Origin of the sequence: Oceanisphaera sediminis, from assembly GCF_039539745.1 — a bacterium.
GTDB lineage: Bacteria > Pseudomonadota > Gammaproteobacteria > Enterobacterales > Aeromonadaceae > Oceanimonas > Oceanimonas sediminis.
This window is the reverse complement of sequence record NZ_BAABDS010000047.1, coordinates 21,514-33,201: the sequence shown is the minus strand read 5'-3', so window position 1 is coordinate 33,201 and position 11,688 is coordinate 21,514. Positions and strand designations below refer to the sequence as shown.

At 59.0% G+C, this 11,688-nt stretch carries 11 protein-coding genes; all 11 read right to left on the bottom strand.

Annotation, left to right across the window (positions count from 1 at the left end; all coding sequences use genetic code 11):
- Positions 1–97 precede the first annotated feature (97 nt).
- The 11 genes from ABD827_RS16890 to ABD827_RS16840 all read right to left on the bottom strand — a co-directional run bounded on the left by ABD827_RS16890 (position 98) and on the right by ABD827_RS16840 (position 11,610).
- Entirely contained in the window at positions 98–850 is a 753-nt protein-coding gene (locus ABD827_RS16890) for an amino acid ABC transporter ATP-binding protein (protein ID WP_425568014.1), read from the bottom strand.
- A 16-nt stretch (positions 851–866) separates the two neighbouring features.
- The gene (locus ABD827_RS16885; RefSeq protein WP_344965854.1) at positions 867–1,967 is read right to left on the bottom strand and encodes an amino acid ABC transporter permease; all 1,101 of its coding nucleotides are present in this window, start codon (positions 1,965–1,967) and stop codon (positions 867–869) included.
- 1 nt (position 1,968) lies between these two features.
- On the bottom strand, positions 1,969–3,144 hold the full coding sequence (locus ABD827_RS16880; protein WP_344965853.1) for an amino acid ABC transporter permease: 1,176 nt from the start codon (positions 3,142–3,144) through the stop codon (positions 1,969–1,971).
- A 130-nt stretch (positions 3,145–3,274) separates the two neighbouring features.
- Positions 3,275–4,294 (bottom strand): amino acid ABC transporter substrate-binding protein, encoded by a 1,020-nt coding sequence (locus tag ABD827_RS16875; protein ID WP_344965852.1) that lies wholly within the window; start codon positions 4,292–4,294, stop codon positions 3,275–3,277.
- A 236-nt stretch (positions 4,295–4,530) separates the two neighbouring features.
- Complete coding sequence (locus tag ABD827_RS16870) at positions 4,531–6,300, bottom strand: EAL domain-containing protein (RefSeq protein WP_344965851.1); 1,770 nt, start codon at positions 6,298–6,300, stop codon at positions 4,531–4,533.
- A gap of 60 nt (positions 6,301–6,360) precedes the next feature.
- Positions 6,361–7,017, bottom strand: a complete 657-nt coding sequence (locus ABD827_RS16865) for an HAD family hydrolase (protein ID WP_344965850.1) — start codon at positions 7,015–7,017, stop codon at positions 6,361–6,363.
- Positions 7,017–8,033, bottom strand: a complete 1,017-nt coding sequence (locus ABD827_RS16860) for an ABC transporter ATP-binding protein (RefSeq protein WP_344965849.1) — start codon at positions 8,031–8,033, stop codon at positions 7,017–7,019. Before ABD827_RS16860 ends, ABD827_RS16865 begins: the two co-directional genes overlap by 1 nt.
- On the bottom strand, positions 8,033–8,824 hold the full coding sequence (locus tag ABD827_RS16855; RefSeq protein ID WP_344965847.1) for an ABC transporter permease: 792 nt from the start codon (positions 8,822–8,824) through the stop codon (positions 8,033–8,035). Before ABD827_RS16855 ends, ABD827_RS16860 begins: the two co-directional genes overlap by 1 nt.
- Positions 8,817–9,755, bottom strand: coding sequence for an ABC transporter permease (locus tag ABD827_RS16850; RefSeq protein WP_344965846.1), 939 nt, complete (start codon positions 9,753–9,755; stop codon positions 8,817–8,819). The genes ABD827_RS16855 and ABD827_RS16850 overlap by 8 nt, the downstream gene beginning before the upstream one ends.
- On the bottom strand, positions 9,752–10,555 hold the full coding sequence (locus ABD827_RS16845; protein WP_344965845.1) for an alkaline phosphatase family protein: 804 nt from the start codon (positions 10,553–10,555) through the stop codon (positions 9,752–9,754). Before ABD827_RS16845 ends, ABD827_RS16850 begins: the two co-directional genes overlap by 4 nt.
- 2 nt (positions 10,556–10,557) lie before the next feature.
- Positions 10,558–11,610 carry an ABC transporter substrate-binding protein gene (locus ABD827_RS16840; protein WP_344965844.1) on the bottom strand — a complete coding sequence of 351 codons (1,053 nt, stop codon included), beginning with the start codon at positions 11,608–11,610 and terminating at the stop codon, positions 10,558–10,560.
- Positions 11,611–11,688 lie beyond the last annotated feature (78 nt).

Sequence of the window (11,688 nt, the reverse complement as noted above, 5' to 3'; positions counted from 1 at the left end):
GAAACACTACACCGCCATGCTCAGCCTCGTATCAACGGTGATATGGCTGGCATGATTGAGAACGCTCCCTAGAACCCCCAATCCCTAATCCCTAATTTCAATGCCCCAGAATCTGGCTTAAAAACAGCTTGGTGCGCTCCGACTCGGGGTGATGGAAGAAGGTTTCGGGATCGTTTTCTTCGATGATTTGTCCCTCGTCCATGAATATCACCCGGTCGGCCACGGTACGGGCGAAGCCCATCTCGTGGGTCACGCACATCATGGTCATGCCTTCTTCCGCCAGTTCGATCATCACATCCAGCACTTCCTTGATCATCTCCGGATCCAGCGCCGAGGTGGGCTCATCAAACAGCATGATTTCCGGGTTCATGCACAGGCTGCGCGCAATGGCCACCCGTTGCTGCTGGCCGCCGGACAGTTGCCCCGGATACTTTTTGGCCTGCTCCTGAATCTTGACCCGGGTCAGCAGTGCCATCGCCACTGCTTCGGCTTCTTTTTTCGGGGTCTTGCGCACCCACATTTGGGCCAGAGTACAGTTTTCCAGCACCGTCAGGTGGGGAAACAGGTTGAAGTGCTGAAACACCATGCCCACTTCCCGGCGGATGGTTTCGATATGCTTGACGTCGTTGGTCAGCGGCGTGTCCTTGACGATGATGTCTCCCTGTTGGTGCTCTTCCAGCCGATTGATGCAGCGGATCAGGGTCGACTTGCCCGAGCCCGAAGGGCCGCAAATGACAATACGCTCACCCTTGGCAACGGTCAGATCGATATCGCGCAGCACATGAAAGTCGCCGTACCATTTGTTGACGCCGCGCAGGGTGACCATGGCTTCCTTGTTTTGTGTTTCCATTCTTCCACTCCAATAACTAGCGTTTCTTGTGACCGGTGTGCAGCTTGCGTTCCAGGTGTTGGCTGTATTTGGACATGCCATAACAGAATACCCAGAACACCAGCGCCGCAAACACATAGCCTTCGGTGGCATAACCCAGCCAGTTAGGATCGGCCAGACCGGCCTGCACGATGGCCAGCAGGTCGAACAGACCGATGATCAGCACCAGACTGGTGTCCTTGAACAGGGCGATAAAGGTGTTGACGATACCCGGTATCATCATCTTGAGCGCCTGGGGCAGCACGATCAGCAGCATGGTCTTGCCGTAGTTCAGACCCAGTGCCGAGGCCGCTTCGCTCTGGCCCTTGGGAATGGCCTGCAGGCCACCGCGCACCACTTCCGCCATGTAGGCGGACTGAAAGAAGATGATGCCGATCATGGCCCGAATCAGCTTGTCCAGAGACAGCTCTTCGGGCACGAACAGCGGCAGCATCACCGACGACATGAACAGCACGGTAATCAGCGGTACCCCGCGCCAGAACTCGATAAACACCACCGACAGGCTGCGTACAATCGGCATCTGCGATCGTCGGCCCAGGGCCAGCAGGGTACCGATGGGCAGGGCGGCGATAATGCCGACGATGGCCAGGATCAGCGTCAGCGTGAGCCCGCCCCACTGATGGGTGGGCACCACTGTCAGCCCGAACCAGCCACCATAGAGCAGCAGGTAGGCGATAAAGGGAAACACCAGCACCATAAACGGCGCCAGCCACATCTTGGCGGGCATGCGGGGCAGGGTCAGCCACAACAGCTGCAGCACAAACAGCACAAAGGTCAGGTTGATACGCCAGATTTCATCCGAGGGATAAAACCCGTAGGTAAACTGCTGCAGCCGGTTGCTGATAAACACCCAGCAGGCGCCGCCACTGACACAGGCATCCCGACTGCCGCCAACCCAGTCTGCCCGAATAAAGGCCCAGTCGATAATGGGCACCAGCAGCAGATACAGCGCATAAAGCCCGGTCAGCGTGAACAAGCTGTTGATTGGGCCGGAAAACAGCCGGGTGCGCAGCCAGCCGATAAGCCCGGTACTGGCCAGGGGGGCTGCGCGTTGCGGCGTGAGGGTATCTTTGAACATATTATCTCTCCACCAGCGCCATGCGGCTGTTGAACCAGTTCATGAAGAAGGACACCGTCAGACTGATGGTCAGGTACACCAGCATGGTGATGGCGATCACCTCTATGGCCTGGCCGGTCTGGTTGAGGGTGGTGCCGGCGAACACCGAGACCAGATCCGGATAACCGATGGCGGTGGCCAGCGAGGAGTTCTTGGTCAGGTTGAGATACTGGCTGGTCAGCGGCGGAATAATCACCCGCATCGCCTGCGGAATAACCACCAGTCGCAGGGTCAGGCTGTCCTTGATGCCCAGGGCGTGGGCCGCTTCGGTCTGGCCGTGAGACACCGCCTGAATGCCCGAGCGAACAATTTCGGCGATAAAGGCGGCGGTATAAATGGTCAACGACAGCCACAGTGCCAGAAATTCGGGAATGATGGCCATGCCGCCACGGAAGTTGAAGCCGCGCAGTTCCGGATAGCCCCAGTCCAGCGGAGCCCCGAGTAGCACGAAGGTCAGCAGGGGCAGGCCGATAATCAGCCCCAATGAGATCCAGCCGGCGGGAAAGCGAAGACCGGTGGCTTCCTGACGGCGACGATTGAAACGAACCAGCCAGACGGTGACCGCCATGGCCAGCAGCAGCGCCACCCAGATCCAGTGAAAGCCGGCATTGGGCAGCGGCTCGGGCAGATAGAGACCGCGCACGTTGAGAAAGATGCTGTCATTGATATTCAGGCTGTCGCGCGGGCTGGGCAGGGTGCGCAGCACGGCGAAATACCAGAAAAACATCTGCAGCAGCAGGGGAATATTGCGAAACAGCTCGACATAGGCAGAAGCCAGTCGGGAGATCAGCCAGTTGGGCGACAACCGGGCCACACCGATGATAAAGCCGAGTATGGTGGCGCCGATGATGCCGAGAAAAGACACCAGCAAGGTGTTGAGCAGACCCACCACGAAGGTGCGGCCGTAGGTATCGACTTCACTGTAGGGGATAAGCGACTGGGCGATGGCAAAACCGGCCGGATCATCGAGAAAGCCGAAGCCGGTGGTAATGCCGCGAGTGCTCAGGTTGGACAGGGTATTGTTGACAATAAACCAGATGAAACCGGCCACAATGGCGAGCAATATCACCTGAAACAGCAGGGCGCGTTTGGCCGGATCCCGCCAGAATTTAACATCATGATTCGCCGATGAGGACATAAGCCCAATCCTCGAAGTGGTGAGCAAGGTGGGCGACGCCTCGGCGCAGCCCCATTTTCTAACAAGGTACTCAGGGTGCCTGATAAAAAAACATCGCCGGCAAGGTGTGCCTGCCGGCGATGAAGCCTGGTTAGCGGATCGGCGGTGCGTATTGCAGGCCGCCTTCGGTCCATAGTGCGTTCAGGCCGCGCTCGATTTTCAGCGGAGAGTCCTGGCCGACGTTGGTTTCGAACACCTCACCATAGTTGCCGACCTGCTTGATGATGCGATACGCCCAGTCTTTCGGCAGCCCCATGCCCTTGCCGAAGTCGCTGTCTTCCCCCAGCAGACGACGCACATCCTGGTTGTTACCGCCTTTCATGCTGTCCACGTTGGCCTTGGTGATACCCAGCTCTTCGGCGTTGACCATGGCAAAATGGGTCCACTTGACCACGTTGAACCATTGATCGTCGCCCTGGCGTACCGAGGGCCCCAGTGGCTCCTTGGAAATCACTTCCGGCAGCGCCACCGCCTCGTCCGGCTTGGACAACTTGGTGCGCAGGGCATAAAGCTGGGACAAATCCGAGGTCAGCACATCACAACGGCCGGCTTCCAGCCCCTGTACCGTCTGATCCGAGGTATCGAACACCACGGCGGTATAGCTGATATCGTGCTTGCGGAAGTAATCGGCCACGTTCAGCTCGGTGGTCGTACCCGACTGGATACAGATGGCGGCGCCATCCAGTTCCCTGGCGCTGGTGACCCCCAGGCCCTTGTTGATCAGAAAGCCCTGGCCGTCGTAATAGTTGACCCCGGTGAAGTTGACGCCCAGTTCGGTATCCCGGCTCGAGGTCCAGGTGGTATTGCGGGACAGTACGTCGATTTCGCCCGACTGCAGGGCCGTCAGACGTTCCTTGGCGTTGAGCGGAATAAACTGCACCTTGCCGGCATCGTTGAAAATGGCGGCGGCCATGCCCCGACACAAATCCACATCCAGACCCTTCCATACCCCCTTGTCATCCGGGATAGAAAAACCGGCCAGACCGCTGTTGACCCCGCATTTGAGCATCCCCCGTTCCTTGACGGAATCCAGGGTGGCCGCCTGGGCCTGAGACAGTCCTGCGGTCAGGGTCGCCGCCACCAGAAAAGCCGTTCTTCCTTTGCCTGTCATATGTCACTTCCTCTTGTGTCTTTTCGAGTTGATAGCTTTGATTACCAAAAGGCATAAAAACGCATGCTCCCTTAGAGTATTAGCACAAAGAAAAAAATGTTTTGTTAATGAGCAGTAAAAGTTTCTGAAATGTGTGGAGGGTACGACGAGGTAAGCAAAAAACGGCTGTTTTTGTATAAAAAACAACCGCTTGATTTATTGTGCCAGCGCGAGGGAATCACGGAATGGCAGTGATGTCAGCCTGGTGCGCGTCGTGTACTCAGCAGGCAGTGGCTGTGAGGATGCTGCTTGGCCTGATGCTTGGCATCGCTGGCCAGTGCCGCCACGTCGTGATGGGAATGGCAGTATTGAGCATCCGGCGCCACCACCCCGATGGCCAGCCCCAGCAGGGGATAAAATTGCGGTTCACCATTACGGGCGGTGGCGAATATGCCCTGGCGGAGCTTGTCTTCGGCCCGGTAGAACCTCGGTATCTCTCGATCGAAGCGTTGCAGTACTTGTTCGCACAAGGCTTGCCAGTCGCAGCGCTGATCGAACACCGCCACGAAGTCATCGCCTCCTACATGACCAAGAAACTGGCCGGCACCGACGACGATTTCCTGAAACAGCCGGGCAACCCACCGTATGACCCGGTCGCCCTCGGCATAGCCGTAGACATCGTTGTAGGGCTTGAAATGATTGAGATCGAAATAGGCCACATGAAAGTCACGCTGTTGCTGCAGGGCGTGGTCAATTTCCCGGTAAATGGGCACATTGCCCGGCAACAGCGTCAGCGGGTTGGCATAGCTGGCATGCAGCAGGCGCTGCTCGGTGATGTTGCGTAGCAGATCGCGTACCGAGGCCAGGCCGTAGTACTGGCCATGACGAGTCACAATAAAATGTGGCAGCGCCGACATGTCATCATCGTCGGTAATCAGGCCGCTGACGGTTTCCAGCGAGGTTTGCCAGTCCACCATGACCGGATTGTCCATGGCATGACGAGCACTTTTATTGGCATAGAGTGCCCGACCGTAGGAGCCGGAAAACAGCTCCATGATTTTTTCCCGGCGCAGCATGCCCACCGGCATGCCGTGCTCCAGTACCGGCAGCGATTGCAGCCGGCTGTTGGCGAGCAGTATCTCGAAGACCCGCTGAATGGTGACGTCGATATGCACGCTGCACCCGGGACGGGCCAGCATGGCCACGGTTTCCTTGTGGCGGCTGAGGGGGCCGGGGGGAACGTCGGTATTCGGTGAGCGTGGCAGACACTGGGGAGCGGCACTGGGCCGCCCCAGATAATAGCCCTGACATTGATACAGTCCCATGCGCTGCAGCTGCTGCAGCTCTTCCCGGGTTTCGATACCCTCGGCAATAATGCTCGACTGCATGCCGCGCGCCAGGGTGGTGATGCTCTGCACGAACTCGCGCTTGATCGGATCCTGATCGATATCCTGAATGAAGTAGCGGTCTATCTTCACATAGTCGGGTTGGACTTCGGACCAGAGCTTGAGTCCGGAATAGCCGGCCCCGAGATCGTCGATGGCGATGCGAAAGCCGAATTCCCGATAGCGCTCGACGGCCACCTTGAGGCCATCCGGATCCTGAATGGGATACTGCTCGGACAACTCGATCACGATGCGACTGGCCGGAATGCCCAGCTCTTGTGCCATCTGCCCGGTCCAGCCCCGCGGGTGCTGCTTGTCGAGCAGCACATTAGGGTTGACGTTGATAAACAGCAGGCCTTCCAGCTGCAACCGGCAATAGGCCAGCATGGCGGCTTCCCGGCAGGCCAGATCCAGTTCGGACAGCATATCAGTGACCCGGGCCTCCTCAAACAGGGCGCCGGGATATTCAAGCCTGTGCCCTGCCGGGCCACGGATCAGGGCTTCATGACCCAATATCCGGCCTTGTCGCGTATCGACAATAGGCTGGAATACCGCATGCAGTCGCCGCTGAACTATCAGGGAGGCGAGGGAGTCGTTCACACAGGTCATCACCGTCATCGGGGCACCATTGGCTTTAATCATGGGCGGCAGTGTATGACGACTATATGAAACTGATATGACAGGGGAGTCATTGGTACCCGATCATGACAAATGCCAGTTGAGCCTCTCCCAACCCCGTTCGGCGGCAAGGCGAAGCAGGCGTTCGCTGCCGTTGACTACGGCGGCTCTGTGCACGAATTCCAGCAACGGCAGGTCGTTCAGCGAGTCGCTGTAGCCATACGTCATGTTCGGCGTTTGAGGTTGCATGGCCAGCCAGGCTTGCAACCGGGTCAGCTTGCCCTGTTGATAGCTGTACACACCGTGCGTACGGCCGTTGTAGACGCCGTCGTGACATTCGAGCTGAATACCGATGGCATGATCCACCCCGAGTCGCTGGGCGATGGGTTTGACCAGATGCTCGCCGGTGGCCGAGATAATCAGCTGTTGGTGGCCCTGCGCCGTGTGCCAGGCCAGCCGCTCCAGCGCGGCGGGGTAGACCAGCGGCAGTATGTCCTGCTCGACAAATTCGTCGATCAGTGGTGCCAGATCCAGCTGTTGCCAGTTTTTAATGGGGGCCAGGGTCAGCGCCATGTAGGCATCCATGTCCATTCGGCCCCGGTAGTAATCACTCATCAAGGCGTGTTCCCGCTCCAGAATATCGGTGGGGGCCAGCTGGCGGCGTACCAGAAAGGCCAGCCACAGGCTGGCGGAATCGCCGGCAATCAGGGTTTCATCCAAATCAAAAATGGCCAGTTCCATCAGGCAACTTCCTTCAGTTCGTTACTGTTGAATATCAGCTCCAGTGGACTGCCGGTCGGCAGCAGGGCGTCGGCGCCCCGGTTCAGTCTGTCTACCGTCAGCAGGCAGCCGGCGGCCTGGATGCGATAGCGGATCACATTGCCCAGCAGTTGGTGGCTGGTGACCGAGGCGGTGATCGGCGCCGTCATGGCCGGGCCGTAGTCGCGGCCGGGTTCACGAATATAAATGGACTCGGGGCGAACCGCCAGCCGGCCGCGAATGTCTAGCCCAAGCAACTGTCGTGCCTGCTCGGGAGTAAGCAGATTGTAGTTGCCCATGAAACCGGCCACAAAGTCGTTGGCGGGGCGGGTATACACCGCCTCGGCGGTGTCGGCCTGCACAATTTGCCCCTTGTTCATCACGAACACCCGATCCGACAGGGTCAGCGCCTCTTCCTGATCATGAGTCACGAACACGGTGGTCAGCTTCAACTGCTGCTGAATGGCGCGAATCTGCTCGCGCAGATGTTTGCGAATCGGCGCATCCAACGCCGACAGCGGCTCGTCCAGCAGCAGGATGCGCGGCCGCACCACCAGCGCCCGAGCCAGGGCCACGCGCTGGCGCTGACCGCCGGACAGGCTGGCGGGGTAATAGCCTTCGCGACCTTCCAGCCCCACCAGCGCTATCGCTTCGGCCACCCGGCGCTTGATGTCCTTGGCATTGAGGCGTTGCATCTTGAGGCCGAAGGCGATGTTGCCGGCCACCGTCAGGTTGGGAAACAGCGCGTAGCTCTGAAACACCATGCCGATGCCCCGCTGCTGTGGCTTGAGCCAGGTAATGTCTTCACCCGACACCCGGATCTGTCCCCGATCCGGGGTGATCAATCCTGCCAGGCTGCGCAACAGGGTGGACTTGCCACAACCCGAGGGGCCGAGCAGGGTAATGAATTCGCCCTGGCGGATATCGAAACTGATGTTGTTGAACACCGGGGTCTGGTTGAAGGACTTGGTCAGATTGGCGACTTCCAGATAATGCATCAGGCGCTCCGTTTTTGCAGGTGCAGGGCGAACCAGGTCGCCAGGCCGATAAAGAGGAAATAAGACATCACCATGGCGCTGGTAAAGTGGCCACTGTTGGTGCGTTGACTGTACAGGTAGACCTGCAGGGTTTCGAAGCGGGTGCCCACCAGCATGTTGGCGAACACGAACTCTCCGAACAAAAAAGAGAAAGATAGAAACAGCGCGGCCAGCAGGCCGTTTCTGATATTGGGTAACACCAGCTGCAAAAAGGCACGGGTGGTGCCGGCGCCCAGCAGATGAGCGGCGTCCATCAAATCCGGCAGCTTGATGGCCTCCAGGTTATTGGCCAGCGCCCGGTACATGAAGGGCAGACTGATGGTGAAATAGCAGAAGATCAGGATCCAGGGGCCACCGATCAGGGGCAGGGGACCGCCGGCATAAAGCTGCAGCAACCCGACCGACGACACCACCGGCGGCACCGCGAACGGCAGCAGTATCACCATATTCATCACGCCTTTCAGCCGGGGAAAATAGTAGAACACCACGAACAGAGTCGGCAGTATCAACAGCAGGCTGAACAGCAGCGCGGCCAGGCACACCAGCAAGGATCGACCGAAGGCCGCCAGAAAGCGGCTGTCCGACCAGAGGCTCAGGTACCAGTCCAGGGTAAAACCGCTGGGCAGAATATGGGCACCCCACTGGGCAGACAGCGAATAAATCAGGGTGATGACGATGGGCGTGGCCAGCAGCAGCACCAGCCCGGCCACGGTCAGGCGGGCCGGCAGCGGGGCTCTGGACGAGTTATTCATAACGACTCCGGCTGATAATCCATTGATTGACGGCGGTGACCAGCACCAGCAACACCATCAGCAGCAACGACAGGGCGGCGGCCAGCTGGGGCTCGAGGAAGATGTCTCCGGCGACCAGGGCCGAGATCTGAATGGTGACCAGATTGTAGTTGCTGGTCATCAGCGCAAAAGTACTGGCATAGGCCCCGAGGGCATTGGCCAGCAGTATGATAAAGGTGCCGAGCAGCGCCGGGGTCAGCACCGGCAGTACCACCCGCAGCCAATATTGCCAGGGGCGGGCGCCGAGCAGGGCGGCGGCCTCGCGCCAGTCTTTCTGAATGCCGTCGAAGGCCGGGTACAGCAGCAGTATCGCCAGCGGAATCTGGAAATAGGTATACAGAATAATGAGCCCGCTGCGGGAGTAGAGGTTGAAGCCGTCGATCAAACCGGCATCACGCAGCAGCAAGGTCACGGCGCCGTTCATGCCGAGCAGCACGATAAAGGCAAAGGCCAGCGGTACCCCGGAAAAGTTGCTGGCCATGGTGGTAAAGGCCACCACCGCATCCTGCACCTTGCCCGGTACCTGACGCAGCGCCGCGGTGCCGACCAAGGCGATCAGCAATCCCAGCAGGCTGGACCAGACGGCCAAATCGATGCTGTTACCGAAAGACTGACGATAGAAGGGTGAGTCGATGATTTCCTGAAAGTTGGCCAGACTCCAGTTGCCGCCGGCCTGAAAGCTGTTGATCAGCACCCAGAGCATCGGTGCCAGCTGAAACAGGCCGAACACCCCCACAAAGGGCAATAGCCACAACAGCGGCAGACCGCGCCGCCAGGCGGCGGGTTTGGTTGACGTAGACGAAACATCATCACCATATCTGCTTGTCTGCCGAGAGAAGCCAGACACCAGCTCGGTGTCTGGTTGGGTATTGGCTGTCAGCTGTTTATTCATTTCAGTAACTCTTTGCACATCGATTTGTCGTGTTCTGCCCCCAGCAGGCTGGCGATGGTGCCGCACAAGTCCAGCTGACGGGGGCGCGCCTGGGCGTCATGGCTGAAGGCGTGGCCTGCCACAAACAGCGGTATGTTGCGCTCTTCCGGCAGAATACCGCTGTGGCTGTGGTCCCGGTTCATGCCGTGATCACTGGTGATCAGCACCTGATAGCCTTCATCCAGCCAACGTGGCAGGTACTCGGCCAGCAGCAGATCGAAGCGGCGGGCGCTGTTGCGGTACTGGCGCGAGTCCAGACCGAACTTGTGGCCGGCATCGTCGGTGTTCATCGGGTGGATCAGCAAAAAATCCGGATCGAAGCGGGTGCGGAGAATTTCTGCATCCTGCAGCAGGTGGCAGTCCGGATAATGGTCCCGGGAATAAAACAGGCCGTACTGGATGGGCAGATCCGCGTCCTGGGTGAAGCGATCCCGCACCGGATCGTAAGGGGCCCGGTTATACAGTTCGCTGACCCAGTGATAGGCAGCGGCGGCCGTGGTCAGCCCCGCCCGGCGCGCCAGAGAGAAAATACTCTGCTGGCTGCTGAGGCGAACCATGTCGTTGTTCAGTATGCCGCTGTCCACCGGTCGGGTTCCGGTAAGAATGCATTCATAAAGGGGGCGGGACACCGCCGGCAGTTCGCATTGCATCTGGTAGCCGGTCATACGACCGGCTTCGTTCAGACCCTGAAGGTAGCCCAGGCAATCCCGGGCGACCTCGTAGGCCAGGCCGTCGATAACGACGAGTATGACCTTGTTCATGCTTACCTCTGCTGGTGGATCAGAACGGCGGACTGCCACTGGCGGGACAGGGTACGGGTGCTCTTTTCCCAGGCATCCTGATCGGCAATGGGCCGCGCTGCGGCATACATGTCGTTGGGCAGCAGCTTTTCCTGCACATCGGCGGGCAGGGTCACGGTGCTGCGAATGGGGCGGGCATAACCGCGGGCCAGGTTGATTTGCCCCGCATCGCTCAGTATGTATTCCCGAGCCAGCTTGGCGGCGTTGGGGTGTTTGGCATACTTGTTGATGATGGTGGCGTAGCCGGAAATCAGCGAACCGTCACTGGGGATCACCACGGTGAAGCGGTCGCGGTCGATCTGATCCCGGTAGCTAAGGGCATTGAAGTCCCACAGTATCGCCATTTCCACTTCCCCTTTTTCCAGGTTGGCGATATTGGGGTCTACCGGTGACAGGCGGCCCTGTTTGGCCAGCTCGGCAAACAGCGACAAGGCCGGCTTGATATTGGACTCGTCTCCGCCCTGTGCAAAGGCGGCGGCCAGCACGGCACTGTTGGCCTGGGCGGCAACACCCACGTCACCGACGGTGACCTGGTAGTCACCATCCAGCAGGTCCTGCCAGGAGGAGGGGGCTTTTGTGACCAGCTCGTTGTTGACGATAAAGGCGATGGTGCCGGTGTAGCCCAGCATCCAGTGGCCGTCTTCGTCCTTGGCCCAGTCGGGAATCTCATCCCAGGTGGTGGGTTTGTAGGCTTGAGTAACGCCCTGGCGCACGGCGATGGGGCCGAAGGCGGCACCCACATCACCGATATCGGCGGTGGCATTGTCTTTTTCGGCGGCGAACTTGGCGATTTCCTGGGCCGAGCTCATGTCGGTATCCTGATGCTGAATGCCGTAGTGTTCACCCAGATCCCGCCAGGTGTCTTTCCAGTTGGCCCAGCTATCGGGCATGCCGACGCTGTATACACTGCCTTCGGCGCGGGCCTTGGTTTCCAGCTCGTTGAGTTCGGTGGCCAGTACCGGGGTGGTACTCAGGGCCAGGGCAAGCAGACTTGAGGTTTTCAGTATGGTCTTCATCGGTTCCAATCCTCTGGACTAGGTCAGGTTCGAAGCCGATGTTAGAGCCGGTTTGTGACAGTGTTACGACACTTTTAT